This window comes from Burkholderiaceae bacterium, from assembly GCA_024235995.1.
Classification (GTDB): Bacteria; Pseudomonadota; Gammaproteobacteria; order Burkholderiales; family Burkholderiaceae_C; genus Ottowia.
Window position 1 is genome coordinate 3,680,638 of sequence record JACKLI010000001.1, and the last position, 17,680, is coordinate 3,698,317.

Here is a 17,680-nt window from a genome sequence, read left to right on the forward strand (position 1 = left end):
ACGCTGAATAGGTCCCTGCGATGGCGCGCGCCCTGATTGGGGATGGGATGCAAGGCGCAAACCGCAGCGATAGCTGAGGCTATCGCGAGGATTTGCAACGCCGCAGACCGCCCCAATCAGGGATGCGCGACGCGCATGGGACTTGTTCAGCGTTGCCTTAACTACCCTCCCCGGCGCACCAGCTCGATCACGCGTTCCACCCAGGGCTCGGCCCAGTGGCTGGCCAGCAGGCCCACCAGGCCGGCCGCGCCCACCGCCACCATCGACACCGCCAGCGTGCGGATCAGCGGCCGGCTGCGCGTGCGCAGCACGAAGCTGAGGCTGAACACCAGGCTGGTGAACGAGGCCAGCACCGCGCCCACGCCGGCCGTGATGGGCTCGATGTTGCCCTGCTCGGCCAGCGTGGCGGCGGCCGCCACCGCGCTGGCGCTGGACAGCAGGCCGCCCACCACGCTGACGACGTAGAAGCCCGCGTCGCCAAAGTGCCGCTGCGTCAGCGCGCCCACCACGTGCAGCACCAGGAAGATGGCGCCGTACTTGAGCGCCTGCGACAGCGAGAACGGCAGCTCCAGGTTGATCTCGGGCGCGGCCTCGGCCGGCGCGCCGCGGCGCTGGCGCATGCTGCTGAGCACCAGCGCCACGTTGACCAGCGCCATCAGGCCAAAGGCCGACAGCGCTCCCACCAGCGCCTGCGGCGCCAGGATGAGCAGCAGCGTGGCGTTGCGCGCCACCATGGCGGTGGTGGCCAGCAGGATGCCGCGGTAGGCCGTGGGCACGAAGGCCGCGCCCACCTCGCGCACGCGCTCGGACAGCTCGATGACGGTGAAGTTGCTGTTGATCAGCCCGCCGAAGAAGCCCGACAGCTCGGTGCCGCGCGTGCCGTACATCTTCCACAGCACGTAGTTGAAAAAGCCGATGCCCGCGATCAGGATCACCGTCACCCAGGCGTAGCGCGGCTCGATCAGGTTGCCCGGCCCCACGGTGCCGGTGGGCAGCGCCGGGTAGATGACGATGGCCAGGATGGCCAGCAGCAGCGCCGAGCGAATCTCGCCCTCCGACAGCCCCATCGAGAAGTCGGCCAGGCGCTCCTTCCAGGCCAGCAGCGCGGCGGCGATCACCATCACCGCCGCCGGCGGCAGCGTGTGCCCCTGTCCGCACAGGATGCCCGACATGCAGGTCACCATCATGGCGGCCGAGGTCGTCAGCTCGGTGCCCTGGTTGGCACGCAGCGACGACAGGTTCAGCAGCACCGCCAGCAGCCCCGTCAGCGCCAGCGCCGCCAGCCCGTAGGCCATGCCCAGCGCGCCGCCGATGGCGCCCAGCATGCCGATGAAGCCGAAGGTGCGCACCCCCGCCTCCTTGCCGCGCCGCTCGCGCTCCAGCCCGATCAGCAGGCCCAGCGCCAACCCCAGCGCCAGCCGCATCAGGCTTTGCGAGTAGGGCCAGTCGGCCTGCGGCAGGGTGAGGATCGAGGCGTTCATCCAGGGCGTCGGTGCAAGGGTCTTGGGGCTGGGGTCTGTTTTCAGTATAGGTCGCACCCGGCGCGCGGCGGCGGGCCGCTACCATGCGCGCTGCCTTCCACTCGTGAAAGTTTTCCCATGTCCCGGTTCGACAAGCTGGCTCGCCTGCGGCTGTTCCTGCGCCAGGTGCTGCACCTGTCGGCGCCGTACTTCGGCTCCGAAGAGAAATGGCGCGCGCGCGGCCTGCTGGTGGCCATCGTCGCGCTCAACCTGGCTGCCGTGTACATGCTGGTGCTGCTCAACGAGTGGAACCGCACCTTCTACGACGCGCTGCAGAACAAGAACGCCGCCGTGTTCTGGACCCAGCTGGGGCGCTTCACCTACCTGGCGCTGATCTTCATCGTGATCGCGGTCTACCGCTTTTATCTCACCCAGCTGCTGCAGCTGCGCTGGCGCGCCTGGATGACGCGCGACCTGATGCGCCGCTGGCTGACCGACCACGCTTTTTATCGCATGGAGCTGGGCCGCTACGCCGTGGCCGCGCCCAGCGAGCCGGCCGACGCCACCCGCCTGCCCGAGCCCGGCCAGCGCGTGCCCGACAACCCCGACCAGCGCCTGCAGGAGGACGTGAACCTGTTCACCGCGCAGACGGTGGGCCTGTCGATGGGCTTTCTCAACGCCGTGGTCACCCTGGCCAGCTTCGTCGGCATCCTGTGGGGGCTGTCGGGCAACTTCGCGTTCGAGCTGGGCGGCCACGCGTTCGACATCCCCGGCTACATGGTGTGGATGGCGGTGGCGTACTGCACCGTGGGCAGCGTGCTCACGCACTACATCGGCCGCCCGCTGATCGGCCTGAACTTCGAGCAGCAGCGGCGCGAGGCCAACTACCGCCACCACCTGGTGCGGGTGCGCGAGTACAGCGAGTCGATCGCGCTGGACCAGGGCGAGGCGGTGGAAAACCGCAACCTGGACACGCGCTTCTCGGCCGTGCTGGCCAACTACCTGCGCCTGATCAACAAGCAGAAGCAGCTGGTGGGCTTCACCAACCTGTTCGGGCAGGCGGCGGTGGTGTTTCCCTTCATCGTCGCGGCGCCGCGCTTTTTCTCGGGCGCCATCCAGCTGGGCGAGCTGATGCAGATCAGCAGCGCGTTCGATCGCGTGCAGGGCGCGCTGTCCTGGTTCGTCGACAACTACGACGGCCTGGCCGCCTGGCGCGCCACCACCGAGCGCCTGACCAGCTTCGAGGCCGCGCTGTCGCGCCAGCAGGGCTCGCCGAGCCCGCTCGAGACCGTGCGCGGCGCCGGCGCCAACACCCTCGCGGCCGACGACCTGAGCGTGGCCCTGCCCACCGGCGCCGTGCTGGTGCAGGGCGCCACGCTGGCCATGGCGCCGGGCCAGCACACCGTGCTGCAAGGCCCCTCGGGCAGCGGCAAGAGCACGCTGTTTCGCGCGCTGGCGGGCATCTGGCCCTGGGCCCGGGGGCGCGTGGCGCTGCCGGCGGGCAGCATGTTCATTCCGCAGCGGCCGTACTTTCCCGACGGCAGCCTGCGCGACGCGCTGGCCTACCCCGACCCGGCCAGCGGCTACAGCGACGACGCGCTGCGGCAGGCGCTCACCGACGCCCTGCTGCCGCGCCTGGCCGAGCGCCTGGACGAGCGCGACAACTGGACGCAAAAGCTCAGCGGCGGCGAGCAGCAGCGCCTGGCCATCGCCCGCGTGCTGCTGAAGAAACCCGCCTGGGTGCTGGCCGACGAGGCCACCAGCGCGCTCGACCCCGAGGCCGAGCGCACGCTCTACACGCGCCTGCGCGAGCTGACCGAGCACGCCGGCGGCGCCCTGCTGTCCATCGCCCACCGCGCCAGCGTCGCGCAGTTCCATCAGCGGCGCTGGCAACTGGTGGCGCAAGGCGACGCAGCCCCGGCGCGCTATCGCATCGAGAGCAGCGCGGTCAGTTGATCAGAAGCTGTGGCGGTACACCAGCTGCCAGAAGTTCATGCCCGGGTTGGGCCGCTTGATGTCGGCGTTGGAGATGTGCTGCAGGCGCAGCCCCAGCGTGTGGCGCCTCTGCGCGCCCCACTGCCAGCCCAGGCCCAGTTGGTCGGAGAACTGGAAAGCCGTGCTCAGGCTGTGCTCGCCCACATGCGTGCCGGACAGCAGGCGCACGCCGATCGAGCCTTCGACGAAGAACCGCGTGCTTGAATCAGCCAGCGGGCGCTCCAGCCGCAGCACGGGCGAATAGCCCAGCTCCTGCACATCGGGCGCGCCCGGCACGCGCCAGGTGGCCAGCTCCGCCTCGTGGCGCAGCCGCAGGCGCCACGTCGTGCCCTGCCACAGCGGCTCGGGCCGCGTCCAGCCCAGCACCAGCGCCAGCTTGTCCACCCGGTGCGAGCCCGTGCCGGCCGCCAGCGCCAGGTCCAGCCCCTGGGCCGCCTCCGCCCGAGCCGCGGGCAGTGCCCAACCCAGCGCGGCAACCAGCGCCAGCGCGCCGCCGACGGCCCGACAGCGGCTTCGACGGTATGAAGTCGTGAACCTGCGAAAAACCATGCGCCACAGTATCCGACCGTGGCGCCAGGGCTGCAGCCGGCCGGCCCGAATCCGGGCCCGGCGCCGGGACTTTGCTCAACCGCCGCCGCGCATCTCCGGCCCGTCCGGGTCGGGGCCGATCTCGGTGCGCTGCACGCGCATGTCGGGGCCGAAGAACACGTTGAAGGCCTTGGTGGTGCTGGGTGGCTCCAGGAACTTCCAGGTCCAGACGGTCTGGCTCTTGAGCGGCAGGGGCAGCTGCCGCGCGGGCTTGCCCAGCATGCGGCGCACGTCCTCCACGCCCTGGCCGGGCTGCACGCGGGCGAAGTTCTCGGGCGTCAGCACCTGGCGCAGCGCGCTCATCTTGCCGTCGGCGCCGATGGTGATCATGTAGTTGCGCAGGCCCTCGGGCTGGCGGTTGTATTCGTAGGTCTTGGCGCCGCCGGCCTCGGGCCACACGCGCTCGGGCTGGCCGAAGCGCTGCACCACGTCGGCCTCGGTGGACACGCCCTCCTCCAGCTCCTTGATGGCCTGCGGGTCGCAGGCGCCCAGGGTCAGCACGGCGCCCAGCACGGCGGCCAGGCCCCAGCGGCGGGGGCGGCGGGTGGAAGGATTCATGGTGGGTCGGTCCCGGTAAAATCGACAGAACGCGTTTGTAACGCACGGCGCCCATGCCGCGCGCACGCCGGCCCCCGATTCAACTGCAAAAATCCATGTCGCTCGCCAAATTGTTTGCCCGCCCGCACTACACCTCCGCGGCCACCGACTTCATCCAGTCGCTCAAGCAGCAGCGCCCCGAGCTGGAGCAAAGCCAGCGCCAAGGTCGCGCGCTGCTGTGGGACAAGCGCATCGACCTGCAGCAGCAGGCCGACCTGCGCGCCGGGCGCGTGCCGCAGACCGCCTACGTCTACTACGCGTATTCGCCCAAGCCCGGCGCGCGCCCAAGCGCGCCCGATGCGGAATAAGCGCCTGAGCCCCACCCGGGCATGAGCCCCCGCCCGGCCGCTCCGAAGGGGGCTTGCACCGCAGTGCGAAGCACGAAGCTTAGCCAATGAACACCCCCGACACCGCCGAGCTGCCGGCCGACGCCGGCAGCGCCGCGCTGCTGCCCGAAACGGTGGACCACGTGGCGGTGGCGCGCCTGTACGGCGAGCCGCTGTTCGCGCTGCCGCAGGATTTGTACATTCCGCCGGACGCGCTGGAGGTGTTCCTGGAGGCCTTCGAGGGCCCGCTGGACCTGCTGCTGTACCTGATCCGCAAGCAGAACTTCAACATCCTCGACATCCCGATGGCGGCGGTCACGCGCCAGTACCTCAGCTACGTCGACGAGATCCGCAGCCGCAACCTGGAGCTGGCGGCCGAATACCTGCTGATGGCGGCCATGCTGATCGAGATCAAGTCGCGCATGCTGCTGCCGCCGCGCAAGAGCGCCGAGGGCCAGGAGCCGGAGGACCCGCGCGCCGAGCTGGTGCGCCGCCTGCTGGAATACGAACGCATCAAGCTGGCCGCCGCGCGCCTGGCCGAGCTGCCGCAGTTCGGCCGCGACTTCCTGAAGGCGCAGGTGTACGTGGAGCAGGCGCTCACGCCGCGCTTTCCCGACGTCGCGCTGGCCGACCTGCAAAGCGCCTGGGCCGACATCCTGGGGCGCGCCCGGCTGGTGCAGCACCACAAGATCTCGCGCGAGGAGCTGAGCGTGCGCGAGCACATGTCGATCGTGCTGAAAAAGCTGCAGGGCCGACGCTTCGCCCCGTTCGAGGACTTGTTCGACCCCGCGCGCGGCGTGCCGGTGCTGGTGGTCACGCTGATCGCCCTGCTGGAGCTGGCCAAGGAAAGCCTGGTCGAGGTGACGCAGGCCGAGGCCTACGCCCCCATCTACGTGCGGCTGGCCTTCACGCCGGCCGCCTGATGCTCATCTTTCGATAGCTTCTCACGCTTGCTCCACGCGGGCCAGCGGCCGATTGAGCTACAAAAGCTCACCCTTGGGGTCGCGCCCCATCAGCGCCGCCACCGCCTCCACCGGCTTGAGCTGCCCGTCCAGCAGCGCCACCACGCACTCGGTGATGGGCATGTCCACCCCCAGGTGGCGCGCGCGCTGCAGCACGGTGTGGGCGCTGTACACGCCCTCGGCCACGTGGCCCAGCGACTGCACGGCGTCCTGCGTGCTCTTGCCGGCGGCCAGCAGCAGGCCGACGCGGCGGTTGCGGCTCAAGTCGCCGGTGGCCGTCAGCACCAGGTCGCCCAGGCCCGACAGGCCCATGAAGGTCTCGGCCGCGGCGCCCAGCGCCACGCCCAGGCGGGCCATCTCGGCCAGCCCGCGGGTGATGAGCGCGGCGCGCGCGTTCAGCCCCAGGTTCAGTCCGTCGGCCAGGCCGGTGGCAATCGCCATCACGTTCTTGACCGCGCCGCCCACCTCGACGCCCACCAGGTCGTCGCTGCCATACACCCGCAGCGTGGGGCCGTGGAAGGCCGCCACCAGGGCCTGGCGCACCGCGGGCCAGCGGCTGGCGGCCACCAGCGCGGCGGGCTGGCCGCGCGCCACCTCCTGCGCGAAGCTGGGGCCCGACAGCACGCCGGCCGGCAGCTCGGGCGCCACCTGGCGTGCGATCTCGTGCGGCAGCAGGCCGAAGGGGTGCGGCGCGCCGGCGTCCTGCGCCGGCTCGAAGCCCTTGCACAGCCAGGCCAGCGGCACGCGCACGCCCTGCAGCAGCGCCAGCGTGGCGCGCAGGCCGGCCACCGGGGTGGCGACGATGACCAGGTCGGCCTGGGCGGCGGCGTCCAGCAGCGTGGGCACGTCGCCGCCGCGCAGGGCCAGCTCGCGCGGCAGGGGAATGCCGGGCAGGTAGCGCGCGTTCTCGCGCGTGCGCGCCATGGCCTCGGCCTGCGCGCCGTCGCGCGCCCACAGCACCACCTGGTGGGCGGCGGGGTTGCGCGCCGCGTTGACGGCCAGGGCGGTGCCCCACGCGCCGGCACCGATGACTATGATTCTCATAGCTGTTCGGGCTTGTTCGGTGGGGGCCAGAGGCCGATCGGGCTTGAAATTACTGCGTGGTGGCGGACGCCGCCGCCTGCTGCTGCTCGTACATGGCCTGGAAGTTGATCTCGGCCAGGTGCACCGGCGGAAAGCCCCCGCGCTGGATCAGGTCGGCCACGTTGCTGCGCAGGTAGGGGTAGACGATCTGCGGGCAGGCCACGCCGACGACGCCGGCCATCTGCTCCTCGGGCACGTTGCGGATCTCGAAGATGCCGGCCTGCTTGCACTCGGCCAGGAACACCGTCCTGTCGCCGATCTTGGACTGCACGGTGGCGGTGACGGAGATCTCGAAGATGCCCTCGGCCACGTTCTCGGCGTTCACGCCCAGGTTGATTTCCAGCGCGGGCTGTTCGGCGTCGAGCAGGATGGCGGGCGAATTGGGCTGCTCCAGCGACGCTTCCTTCAGATAGACGCGCTGGATGTTGAACACGGGGTCCTGATCGGCCATGGAAAGTCTCGGTTAAGGGGAAAAAGGAAGGCGAATGGCGGCAGCCTCGGGCCCGGCCGCCGTGGGTCGCCGGATTATCTCAGGCGCTCAGCAGCGGCAGCAGGCCGCCCGCGGCGTCCAGCGCCATCAGGTCGTCGCAGCCGCCCACGTGGGTGGCGCCGATGAAGATCTGCGGCACCGTGCGCCGCCCGGTGCGCTCCATCATGGCCAGGCGCTGCTCGGGCTGCAGGTCGACGCGGATTTCTTCGTAGTCGGTCACGCCGCGCGCGGCCAGCAGCTGCTTGGCGCGGATGCAGTAGGGGCAGGTGCCGGTGGTGTAGACGGTGATGTGGGGCATGGCGGGATGCTCGCTTCAGGACCGTTCCACCGGAAGGTTGGCCTCGCGCCAGCTCTTCATGCCGCCGGCCAGCACCTCGGCCTGCTCGTAGCCCAGCTTGCGCGCGATGGCCACCGCGCGGCGCGCCCGCACGCCCGAGGCGCACACCATGACCAGCGGCGTGGCCTTGTTCTTGACCGCGCCGGGCAGCTTGGCCTCCAGCTCGCCCATGGGGATGCTGCGCGCGCCGCCCACGTGGCCGGCCGCGAATTCGTCGGGCTGGCAGACGTCGATCACCACCGCCTTCTCGCGGTTGATGCGCTGCACCGCCGCCGCCGGCGACAGGCCCGCGCCGGCGCCGCCCTGCAGCATCGGCCAGGCGAGCATGCCGCCCGAAACCAGGGCCAGCAAGATCAGGGCCCAGTTGGCAATCACGAAATCCACGTTGAAAATCCTTTGAACAAGGGCGCCGGCTGGCGGCGCGGGGACAATCCGGCATTTTAGAATGGCGCATGGCCATCGTCCGCAGGCTCGGCGATGGCCTTTTCCATTCCCTGATTTCATCCCCCCGCCCCATGCACAAGCTCGTCCTGATCCGCCACGGCGAATCCACCTGGAACCTGGAAAACCGCTTCACCGGCTGGACCGACGTCGACCTGACGCCCACCGGCGTGGAGCAGGCGCGCCAGGCCGGCCGCCTGCTGAAGGCCGAGGGCTACGCGTTCGACCTGGCCTGCACCAGCGTGCTCAAGCGCGCCATCCGCACCCTGCACCTGACGCTGGACGAGATGGACCGCCTGTGGCTGCCCTCGCAAAAGCACTGGCGCCTGAACGAGCGCCACTACGGCGCGCTGCAGGGCCTGAACAAGGCCGAGACGGCCAAGAAGTTCGGCGAGGCGCAGGTGCTGACCTGGCGGCGCAGCTACGACACGCCGCCGCCCGCGCTGACGCCCGAGGACCCGCGCTGCGAGCGCGGCGACCCGCGCTACGCCCACCTGCAGCCCAGCGACGTGCCGCTGACCGAATGCCTGAAGGACACCGTGGCACGCGTGCTGCCGTACTGGAACGCGGTGCTGGCGCCCGAGATCCGCGCCGGCCGCCGCCTGGTGGTGGTGGCGCACGGCAACTCGATCCGCGCGCTGGTCAAGTACCTGGACGGCATCTCCGACGCCGACATCGTGGGGCTGAACATCCCCAACGGCATCCCGCTGGTGTACGAGCTCGACGCCGACCTGCGACCGCTGCGCCACCACTACCTGGGCGACGCCCAGGCCGCCGAGCAGGCCGCCGCCGCGGTGGCGCAGCAGGGCCGCGGCTGAGCACGGCGCCACGGAACTTCCGCGCCCGGCGGCCACACCAAATCGAGCGGCCTCCCGAACCTTGTATATTGAGCGCTTGCGCCACGAAAGCCCCGTCATCATGAGTCAGAAATCCAAGATCGCCGGCTGGATCGCCGTGGGTGCGCTGGCCGGCGCGTTGACCACCGTTTCGCTGCAGACGGTGGCGCGCGGCACGCTGGCGCCCCTGCCGCTGGAGCAGCTGCAGCAGCTGGCCGCGGTGTTCAGCCTGATCAAGACCGACTACGTCGAGCCGGTGGACGAGAAAAAGCTCATCACCGACGCCATCTCGGGCATGGTGTCGGGGCTGGACCCGCACTCGCAGTATTTCGACAAGAAGTCGTTCAAGGAATTTCGCGAAGGCACCACCGGCCGCTTCGTCGGCGTGGGCATCGAGATCACGCAGGAAGACGGCCTGGTCAAGGTGGTCTCGCCCATCGAGGGCTCGCCCGCCGACAAGGCCGGCCTGAAGTCGGGCGACCTGATCACCAAGGTGGACGACACCGCCGTCAAGGGCCTGTCGCTGAACGACGCCGTCAAGCGCATTCGCGGCGAACCGGGCACGCCGGTGCGCTTCACCGTCTGGCGCCGCGACGAGGACCGCACCTTCCCGGTCACCATCACGCGCGAGGAAATCCGCACCCAGTCGGTCAAGGGCAAGGTGATGGAGCCGGGCTACGCCTGGATCCGGGTGTCGCAGTTCCAGGACCGCACGGTGGAGGACTTCGTCGCCAAGCTCGACGACATCTACAAGAAAGCCCCCAACCTGAAGGGCCTGGTGCTCGACCTGCGCAACGACCCGGGCGGCCTGCTGGACGCCGCCGTGGCCGTGTCCGCCGCCTTCCTGCCCGAGGGCGCGACGGTGGTCACCACCAACGGCCAGATCGAGGAAAGCAAGGCCGCGTACAAGGCCGTGCCCGAGGACTACATGCGCCGGCGCGGCGCCGACCCGCTGGCCAGCCTGCCCGCGGCCGTCAAGAAAGTGCCGCTGGTGGTGCTGGTCAACGGCGGCTCGGCCTCGGCCAGCGAGATCGTGGCCGGCGCGCTGCAGGACAACAAGCGCGCCGTCATCATGGGCAGCCAGACCTTCGGCAAGGGCTCGGTGCAGACCGTGCGCCCGCTGGGCCCCGACACCGCGCTCAAGCTGACCACCGCGCGCTACTACACGCCCAGCGGCCGCACCATCCAGGCCAAGGGCATCGTGCCCGACATCATGGTCGACGACACCGCCGAGGGCAGCCCCTTTGCCGTGCTGCGCATGCGCGAGGCCGACCTGGAGCACCACCTGTCCGGCAGCGGCCCCGAGGTCAAGGACCCGGCCCTGACCAAGGAACGCGAGCAGGCCCTCAAGAAGCTCGAGACCGAGTCGCGCAAGACCGCCGCCGCAAGCCGCCCGCCCGAGTACGGCAGCGACAAGGACTTCCCGCTGGTGCAGGCCCTGGCCAAGCTCAAGGGCGAGCCGGTGAAGGTCAGCACCACGCTGGTCGAGCGCAAGGACGAGCAGCCCAAACCCGAATAAGCCCCGGGGCCGCCGCGCGGCCCGCCGGCGCCGCCATGGACGACTCGCAACTGCTGCGCTACTCGCGCCATGTGCTGCTCGACGACATCGGCATCGAAGGCCAGCAGAAGCTGCTGGCCGCCCACGCGCTGATCCTGGGCGCCGGCGGCCTGGGCTCGCCGGTGGCGCTGTACCTGGCCAGTGCCGGCGTGGGCCAGCTGACCCTGATCGACGACGACACGGTCGATCTGACCAACCTGCAGCGTCAGATCATGCACACCACCGCCCGCGTCGGCCAGCCCAAGGTCGACTCGGCGCGCCAGGCCATCGAGGCCATCAACCCCGGCGTGCAGGTGCACACCGTGGCCCGGCGCGCCGACGCCGCGCTGCTGGACGCGCTGGTGCCCGCCGCCGACGTGGTGCTGGACTGCGGCGACAACTACGCCACGCGCCACGCGCTCAACGCCGCCTGCGTGCGCCACCGCAAGCCGCTGGTGTCGGGCGCGGCCATCGGCTTCGACGGCCAGGTGTCGGTGTACGACCCGCGCCGCGCCGACTCGCCCTGCTACGCCTGCGTGTTTCCGCCCACGCAGACGGTGCCCGAGGTGGCCTGCGCCACTTCGGGCGTATTGGCGCCGCTGGTGGGGCTGGTGGGCAGCCTGCAGGCCGCCGAGGCCATCAAGCTGCTGTGCGGCATCGGCCAGCCGCTGGTGGGGCGCCTGCTGATGATCGACAGCCGGCAGGCCGAGTTCACCACCGTGCGGCTGCGCCGCCAAAGCGACTGCCCGGTCTGCCAGCCGCCGCCCGCCGCCGGTTGAAAAACCCGGCGCCGCCGCCAGCTGATGCAGGACGGCACCCATTGCCGCAGGTCAGGACGCCCAGCGGGCGCCCGTCTTTCAGGAGCCACCGCATGAACCCCGATCCATCCACCCCATCCGACGCCGACGCGTCCCGCCCGCGCATCCACGACGCGCTGGACAAGGCCAACACCCGGCTGCGCCAGATGCTCGACGAGCTGCAGCCCACGGTCGACTCGCTGTCGGCCCAGGCGCGCGAGCTGGCCGGCCGCGGCCGGGCGGCGGCCGCCGACGCCCGCACGCAGGCGCGTGACAAGCTCTCCGGCGTGGCCAGCCAGACCAGCGCCTACGTGGCCGAAAAGCCGCTCCAGTCCATGGCCATCGCTGCCGCCGCGGGCGCCGCGCTGGCGCTGCTGCTGGGCCGCCGCAAACGCTGAAGTACAGTCAAGACGTTCGTCCCAAAAATCCAGCACCCAAGGAGCTCACCATGCACGCTGTCCGCACCCTGATCATCGCCGCCGCCATGGGCGTGACCCTGGCCACTGCCACCACCGGCTGCTCCGTCGTGCGCGGCCAGGAATCGGCCGGCGCCTACGTCGACGATTCGGCCATCACCACCGAAGTCAAGGCCAAGTTCGTGGCCGACAAGCAGGTCGACGCCGGCGCCATCAACGTGCAGACCCTGCACGGCGAAGTGGCCCTGAGCGGATTTGCCAAGAGCGCGGCCGAGCGCGCCCGCGCCGAGGAAATCGCCCGCGCCGTCAAGGGCGTGCGCACCGTGCGCAACAACCTGGTGGTGCGTTAAGAAGCCGCCGCGCTCACGGCCGCGACCGGCGCGGCGCGCCACAAGGCCAGCATCTCGCGCAGCAGCAGCGGCGCTCTCTCGCGGTGGTATACGGCGCCCAATGGCGCCAGGGACCGCTGCGCCGGATCCACCCGAACATCCAGCATCTGGATGCCGCCCGCATCCTGAGCCTGGACCAGCCCATGCGCGATGCTGCGCGGCACCAGCCCCAAGGCCTGGGGCTGGCCCAGCAACCCCCGCAGCACCGGCAGCGACACGGTGGCCACCGGAAACCACTGTGCCTGCGGCAACTGAGCCAGCACCACGCGCTCGAAGATGTCGCGCACGGCGATGTTGGAAATGGGCAAGACCCAGCGCGTGTCGCCCAGCGCGGCCAGTGGCACCCGGCGGCTCGTTGCCAGCGGGTGGCGGGCGGCGACGACGAACACGGCCTCGTCGGCCAGAAGGGACTCGAACACGAAGGGCTCGGGCAGCTGCGATGGCTGGCGGCAGAACACGGCATCCAGTCCATCGCTGATGAGCAGCGGCAGCAGGCGAGGGCCTTCCGCCTCCTTCAGGTCAACGTGCACCTGCGGATGCCGGGTGCAGAAGCGGGTCAGCAACGGCGCCACAATGGCGTGCGCGGCCGCCGGAATGGCTCCCAGCCGCAGCGCCCCGGATGCTCCCAGGCGAATGGCGGCCAGGGTCTGCGCGGCGTCCTCCAGCTCGCTCAGCATGCCACGCGCCGCATCGATCAGGGCCTGACCCGCCGGCGTGGGCCGAATGCCGCGTGCGTGGCGCTCGAACAGGCGCAGGCCCAGCACCCGCTCCAACTCGGCCAGCGCCTGCGTGGCCGCCGACTGGCTCATGTCCAGCTGCACCGAGGCCCGCACGACCGAGCCGCACTCATGCAAGGCCAGCAGCAACTGCAGCTGGCGCAACCGCGCGTGCCGCGCCAGGCGTGCAAACAGCACACGGCCTTCGGGAAACCCATCGGAATGGTCCATGGAGGGCATGGCAAGCGTATCGAATGGCTCAGGCCTCCAGTATGCAGCCATCGGCCAGCCTTATAGCTCACCGCCAAAACCGCACCCTCGGCCGGGCCCGGCCTTCTACAGTTGCCGCATCATTCCAAGGAGACCGCCATGTTCACCACACCATCTCGCCGATACGTCCTCAAAGCCACGGCCATCGCCGCCTTCGGCGTCGCCGCCGCACTGACCCTGCCGCACGCCGCGCACGCCGCCGACGCCTGGCCCAGCAAGCCCATCAAGCTGGTCGTGCCTTTTGCCGCCGGCGGCTCCACCGACGTCGTGGCGCGCGTGTTTGCCGAAGGGCTGCGCCAAACGCTCAAGCAACCCGTGGTGGTGGACAACAGGGCCGGCGCCGGCGGTCTCATGGGCACCGAGGCCGTGGCCCAGGCGGCGCCCGATGGCTACACCGTGGGCATGGCCACCGTCAGCACCATGACCATCAACCCGCTGCTGTTCAAGCGCGCCGAGAGCCTGGGCGCCAAGCTGACGCCGGTGGCTCAGCTGGTGACCATGCCCTCCGTGTACATGGTGCACCCCAAGCTGGGCGTGAAGACGTTCGAGGAATTCCTGGCCAAGGTCAAGGCCGAGCCAGGCAAGATCAGCGGCGCCGTGCCGGGCCTGGGCACGCTGGGCCACCTCATGCTGGCCTCGTTCAACGAGACGCTCAAGACCGACATCCTGATCGTGCCCTACCGTGGCAGCGGCCCGGCGCTGAACGACGCGCTGGCCGGCATGGTGCAGCTGATGCCCGACCAGTTGCCTTCGGCCATGCCGCACATCAAGGACGGCCAGCTGATCCCGATCGCGCAGGCCGCCAATGGCCGTTCGCCCGACCTGCCCAACGTGCCCACCTTCAAGGAACTTGGCTACGACGGGTTGAACCAGCTGGGCATCAGCTGGTTCGGCATCGTCGTACCCAAGGACACGCCGGCACCCATCGTCCAGCGCCTGCGGCAGGCTTCGCTGGAGGCGGTGCAGTTGCCCGACGTGAAGGAGCACCTGCGCAAGCTGGGCGCCACGCCCACCAGGATGGACCAGGGCCAGTTTGCCGCCGAGATCACGGCGGAGATCCAGCGCAACAAGGCCCTGTTGGACAAGGCCGGCGTCAAGCCGGAATGAGCGCGGCACAAGCATGACCGAACTGCAAGACTTCTTCACGCGCGAGACGCCGCGCATGACCGCGCTGGCCGACCGGATCTGGAAACTGGCCGAGCTGCGTTACGCCGAGACCGCCTCGGCCCAGCTGCACATGGACGCGTTGGCCAGCTCGGGCTTTCGCATCACCCGCAACGTGGCGGACATCCCCACGGCCTTCATGGCCGAATGGGGCGACACCGGGCCGGTGCTCGCCTTCCTGGGCGAATACGACGCGCTGTCGGGCCTGAACCAGCAAAGCGGCGCCCTGGTGTGCACGCCCTCGGTCGACAGCCCCGGCCTGGCCGGCCACGGCTGTGGCCACCACCTGCTGGGCACCTCGGCCCATTTCGCGGCCATCGCGCTGCAGGCGCACCTGCAGGCCAGCGGCCAGAAGGCGCGCGTGCGCTACTACGGCTGCCCGGCCGAGGAAGGCGGCTCCGGCAAGACCTTCATGGCACGCGCCGGCGTGTTCGACGACGTGGACGTGGCGCTGACCTGGCACCCGGCCAGCTTTTCCGGCGTGTTCAGCCAGAGCACGCTGGCCAACATCCAGGCCCGGTTCATCTTCCACGGCAAGGCCTCGCACGCCGCGCAGTCGCCGCATCTGGGACGCAGCGCGCTGGACGCGGTGGAGCTCATGAACGTGGGCGTGAACTACCTGCGCGAGCACATGCCGCCCGACGCCCGCGTGCACTACGCGGTGACGGATGCCGGCGGCACCTCGCCCAACGTGGTGCAGGCGCGCGCCGAGGTGCTCTACCTCATCCGTGCCGTGCGCAACGACGAGGCCACTGCGCTGTACGAGCGGGTGCAGAACGTGGCGCGCGGCGCCGCGTTGATGACCGACTGCCAAGTCGACATTGTGTTCGACAAGGCCTGCTCCAACCTGCTGCAAAACGCCACGCTGAACCAGGTGATGTACGCCAAGTTGCAGGCCGAAGGCGCGCTGAAGGTGAGCACGGCCGAGCAAACCAGGGCCGTCGACTTCCAGGCCACGCTGACCGCCAGCGACATCGACGCCGTCAGCCGCCCGCTGGCCAGCGTGCTGCGCGGCAAGGCGCCGGCCGTGTTCGAGGGCGTGGCGCCTTACGACGCCAGCGTGAACGACGTGCTGTACGGCTCCACCGACGTGGCCGACGTGAGCTGGATCACCCCCACGGCGCAGGCCTGGGTGGCCTGCTTCGCCTTCGGCACGCCCATGCACTCGTGGCAACTGGTGTCACAGGGCCAGTCCGGCCTGGCGCATGCCGGCATGGTGCGCGCGGCGCGCGTGCTCGCGGCCACCGCCATCGAGCTGGTGGCCCGGCCCGAACTGATTGCCCAGGCCAAGGCGGAACTGCTGGAGCGCCGGCAGGGCAAGCCTTACCAGTGCCCGATACCGGCGGACGTGCCGCTGCCGTTCCTGCGCGCCTGATGCTTGCCGTCGTGCCAGCCCTGCCGGCGCGGCGGCCGCGCCGGCACCTGGCATGAACCGACAGGTACCGGGAGCAGGTCCGTTCAGACGTTGAACAGGAAGTTTAGCCGAAAAGCGTGTGTGGTAGCGGCATTGTCTCTGTTATCACTCATCTTGTAGTCACTTCCATATACACTTTGGCCGCTGCTACCCGGAGCGAGGCCCGTGCATCGCTTGCCTGTCCTGCATCGCAGCCGTCGGATTTTTTGCTGCAAAAATTCCCTTCTGGGAATCCGTGACCGCTGCCGGGTCGCCATCTGAAACTTCCTGCATCGACTTTCAATGTGCAGGAGGTGAGGACGATGAAAATTCTACGCCGCAAGGCCGTCTGCGAAAAGCTTGGCGGTATCAACGACGTAACGCTCTGGCGGATCACACGCGATGATCCGACATTCCCGGTATGCATCCAGATCAACAAGCGGGTTGTCGGATGGCTGGAGCACGAGATTGATACATGGCTTGGACAGAAGGCCGCTGCCGCCCGCACTGCCAGCAACAACGCTGTCCATCCCTGATCGCCGCGATCTCGCAGGTCAAGGTCAGGACTTGGCGATGCGCAGCGTGGGCAATTTGCTGGACGCTGGTGTGGCAGAAGTCACGCTCAAGCGCGATCCGCTGGAGCGGATCAGGCAGAATGCCACCGAGGTGGCGAAGCAGGCAGAGCAGCACGACGCCGCCCATGCATTGACTCCACGGGTACGCCACTTGATCGACGAAGCTGTGGAGCTGGAGATCGAGCAGGCCCGCAACGCAGGCGCTACAGGCTACATCGCACACTTTCTGGCGCAGGCCACGCTTCCTCATACAGACCCCAAGACCAACCATTTCAAACGCGGCACGGGCAAGCTGAGCCTTTCCATCGTAGCCAACCCTGACTATGGCGTACCGTATGGCGGGCTGCCGCGCCTGCTGCTGGCGTGGATGTGTACTGAAGCCGTTCGCACAGGTAGTCCCGATCTATCGCTTGGGCGTTCCCAGGCGGCATTCTTGCAAAGTCTTGATCTGCACAATGATGGCCGGTACATCGCGCGAGTGCGTGACCAGAGCTTGCGGCTGGTGCATTCGATGATTACCGTCGGTGGTGCAGATGGCGATGCGCTGCACGTCAGAAACATCCTCATCGCGGAGGAGGCGTTCGTCTTCTGGAGCTCTCGCGATACGGTGCGACGAGGGGCATGGGAAAGCTCGATCACCTTGAGCACAGACTTTTTTAAACGTCTGATCAGCGCCCCCGTGCCACTCAAGATGGAGGCACTACGTGCGCTCATAAAGTCGCCTCTGGCGATGGACATCTACACATGGCTGGTCTACCGCATGTTCACCTTGAACGTTGGGGCAAGCAAAGGAGGCAATCCTTCGCTCCCTCCGGTCGCTGCGTGGCTACTCGTTATTAAAAATAGCAGGGCTACTTGGCGTCGGCTGTTTTCAATATTCCTTCGACGGCCCTGCCCGGAGCACTCACCCTTTTCAGACGACATCGTAACGCTACGATAACGTAACGCTACGATGTTACGGTGCAGGCTCCTGTCCGGTAGCCGGTGCCTCCAGCAGTACTGAAGGCTCCACCCCCAGCGCCTCGGCCAGCTTGAAAATGTTGAGCAATGCGATGTTGCGCTGCCCACGCTCAACACCCCCCAGATAGCTGCGTGCCAAGCCACTTTCCAGTGCCAGGCGTTCTTGCGACCACCCTCTGGTCTTTCTGATTTCTATCAGCTTCAGGCCGAAGCGTAGTCGGGGATCAAGGGCCATATTTCTCTCTTCTTAAAGAGAAATGACTCTATGAGTACCCCCTCTATAGGGCTACGCCTTATAAGTACCCGCACTATGAGTGACAATTTAATTCAAGCGCCATAGAATGACCT

General features: G+C 69.0%; 20 protein-coding genes and 1 pseudogene. 12 read left to right on the forward strand and 9 right to left on the reverse strand.

Annotated elements, in window-relative coordinates; genetic code table 11:
* Nucleotides 1–161: 161 nt before the first annotated feature.
* On the reverse strand, nt 162–1,481 hold the full coding sequence (locus H6927_17615) for an MgtC/SapB family protein (protein ID MCP5219902.1): 1,320 nt from the start codon (nt 1,479–1,481) through the stop codon (nt 162–164).
* A gap of 117 nt (nt 1,482–1,598) precedes the next feature.
* Between H6927_17615 and H6927_17620 the strand changes: the two genes are divergently transcribed.
* Nucleotides 1,599–3,416, forward strand: coding sequence for an ABC transporter ATP-binding protein/permease (locus H6927_17620; protein ID MCP5219903.1), 1,818 nt, complete (start codon nt 1,599–1,601; stop codon nt 3,414–3,416).
* Here the strand turns inward: H6927_17620 and H6927_17625 are convergent, their stop codons facing one another.
* Both H6927_17625 and H6927_17630 read right to left on the reverse strand, forming a co-directional pair.
* The gene (locus tag H6927_17625) at nt 3,417–4,004 is read right to left on the reverse strand and encodes an acyloxyacyl hydrolase (GenBank protein ID MCP5219904.1); all 588 of its coding nucleotides are present in this window, start codon (nt 4,002–4,004) and stop codon (nt 3,417–3,419) included.
* Between the two features lie 75 nt (nt 4,005–4,079).
* Nucleotides 4,080–4,601, reverse strand: coding sequence for an outer membrane protein assembly factor BamE (locus H6927_17630; GenBank protein MCP5219905.1), 522 nt, complete (start codon nt 4,599–4,601; stop codon nt 4,080–4,082).
* Nucleotides 4,602–4,696: 95 nt separating this feature from the next.
* On the opposite strand from H6927_17630, the gene H6927_17635 reads away from it, so the two are divergent.
* Nucleotides 4,697–4,948, forward strand: coding sequence for a DUF3460 family protein (locus H6927_17635; protein MCP5219906.1), 252 nt, complete (start codon nt 4,697–4,699; stop codon nt 4,946–4,948).
* Nucleotides 4,949–5,034: 86 nt separating this feature from the next.
* On the forward strand, nt 5,035–5,889 hold the full coding sequence (locus H6927_17640; protein MCP5219907.1) for a segregation/condensation protein A: 855 nt from the start codon (nt 5,035–5,037) through the stop codon (nt 5,887–5,889).
* A 57-nt stretch (nt 5,890–5,946) separates the two neighbouring features.
* Here the strand turns inward: H6927_17640 and H6927_17645 are convergent, their stop codons facing one another.
* The 4 genes from H6927_17645 to H6927_17660 form a co-directional block, all read right to left on the reverse strand.
* Nucleotides 5,947–6,972 (reverse strand): NAD(P)-dependent glycerol-3-phosphate dehydrogenase, encoded by a 1,026-nt coding sequence (locus H6927_17645; GenBank protein MCP5219908.1) that lies wholly within the window; start codon nt 6,970–6,972, stop codon nt 5,947–5,949.
* Nucleotides 6,973–7,021: 49 nt separating this feature from the next.
* Entirely contained in the window at nt 7,022–7,462 is a 441-nt protein-coding gene (gene secB / locus H6927_17650; GenBank protein MCP5219909.1) for a protein-export chaperone SecB, read from the reverse strand.
* Between the two features lie 79 nt (nt 7,463–7,541).
* Nucleotides 7,542–7,799, reverse strand: coding sequence for a glutaredoxin 3 (gene grxC, locus H6927_17655; GenBank protein MCP5219910.1), 258 nt, complete (start codon nt 7,797–7,799; stop codon nt 7,542–7,544).
* A 15-nt stretch (nt 7,800–7,814) separates the two neighbouring features.
* Nucleotides 7,815–8,222: a rhodanese-like domain-containing protein gene (locus H6927_17660; protein MCP5219911.1), complete on the reverse strand. Its 408-nt coding sequence runs from the start codon at nt 8,220–8,222 to the stop codon at nt 7,815–7,817.
* Nucleotides 8,223–8,353: 131 nt separating this feature from the next.
* Between H6927_17660 and gpmA the strand changes: the two genes are divergently transcribed.
* The 5 genes from gpmA (at nt 8,354) to H6927_17685 (ending at nt 12,215) form a co-directional block, all read left to right on the forward strand.
* On the forward strand, nt 8,354–9,097 hold the full coding sequence (gene gpmA, locus H6927_17665; protein ID MCP5219912.1) for a 2,3-diphosphoglycerate-dependent phosphoglycerate mutase: 744 nt from the start codon (nt 8,354–8,356) through the stop codon (nt 9,095–9,097).
* A gap of 100 nt (nt 9,098–9,197) precedes the next feature.
* Nucleotides 9,198–10,634, forward strand: a complete 1,437-nt coding sequence (locus H6927_17670; GenBank protein MCP5219913.1) for a S41 family peptidase — start codon at nt 9,198–9,200, stop codon at nt 10,632–10,634.
* Between the two features lie 35 nt (nt 10,635–10,669).
* The gene (gene moeB, locus H6927_17675; protein MCP5219914.1) at nt 10,670–11,431 is read left to right on the forward strand and encodes a molybdopterin-synthase adenylyltransferase MoeB; all 762 of its coding nucleotides are present in this window, start codon (nt 10,670–10,672) and stop codon (nt 11,429–11,431) included.
* A 92-nt stretch (nt 11,432–11,523) separates the two neighbouring features.
* Entirely contained in the window at nt 11,524–11,847 is a 324-nt protein-coding gene (locus H6927_17680) for a DUF883 family protein (GenBank protein MCP5219915.1), read from the forward strand.
* Nucleotides 11,848–11,897: 50 nt separating this feature from the next.
* A complete protein-coding gene (locus tag H6927_17685; GenBank protein ID MCP5219916.1) occupies nt 11,898–12,215 on the forward strand; it encodes a BON domain-containing protein in 318 nt (105 codons plus the stop codon).
* Here H6927_17685 and H6927_17690 read toward each other — a convergent pair.
* A complete protein-coding gene (locus H6927_17690) occupies nt 12,212–13,201 on the reverse strand; it encodes a LysR family transcriptional regulator (protein ID MCP5219917.1) in 990 nt (329 codons plus the stop codon). The two genes, H6927_17685 and H6927_17690, sit on opposite strands and share 4 nt — an antisense overlap.
* Before the next feature lie 138 nt (nt 13,202–13,339).
* On the opposite strand from H6927_17690, the gene H6927_17695 reads away from it, so the two are divergent.
* The 4 genes and pseudogenes from H6927_17695 (at nt 13,340) to H6927_17710 (ending at nt 17,168) form a co-directional block, all read left to right on the forward strand.
* Nucleotides 13,340–14,347, forward strand: a complete 1,008-nt coding sequence (locus H6927_17695; protein ID MCP5219918.1) for a tripartite tricarboxylate transporter substrate binding protein BugE — start codon at nt 13,340–13,342, stop codon at nt 14,345–14,347.
* A 13-nt stretch (nt 14,348–14,360) separates the two neighbouring features.
* Nucleotides 14,361–15,779: an amidohydrolase gene (locus tag H6927_17700; GenBank protein ID MCP5219919.1), complete on the forward strand. Its 1,419-nt coding sequence runs from the start codon at nt 14,361–14,363 to the stop codon at nt 15,777–15,779.
* Nucleotides 15,780–16,120: 341 nt separating this feature from the next.
* A complete protein-coding gene (locus tag H6927_17705; GenBank protein MCP5219920.1) occupies nt 16,121–16,333 on the forward strand; it encodes an AlpA family phage regulatory protein in 213 nt (70 codons plus the stop codon).
* A 37-nt stretch (nt 16,334–16,370) separates the two neighbouring features.
* Nucleotides 16,371–17,168, forward strand: a pseudogene (locus H6927_17710) (RepA).
* A gap of 159 nt (nt 17,169–17,327) precedes the next feature.
* Here the strand turns inward: H6927_17710 and H6927_17715 are convergent.
* Nucleotides 17,328–17,567: a helix-turn-helix transcriptional regulator gene (locus H6927_17715; protein ID MCP5219921.1), complete on the reverse strand. Its 240-nt coding sequence runs from the start codon at nt 17,565–17,567 to the stop codon at nt 17,328–17,330.
* Between the last annotated feature and the right edge of the window lie 113 nt (nt 17,568–17,680).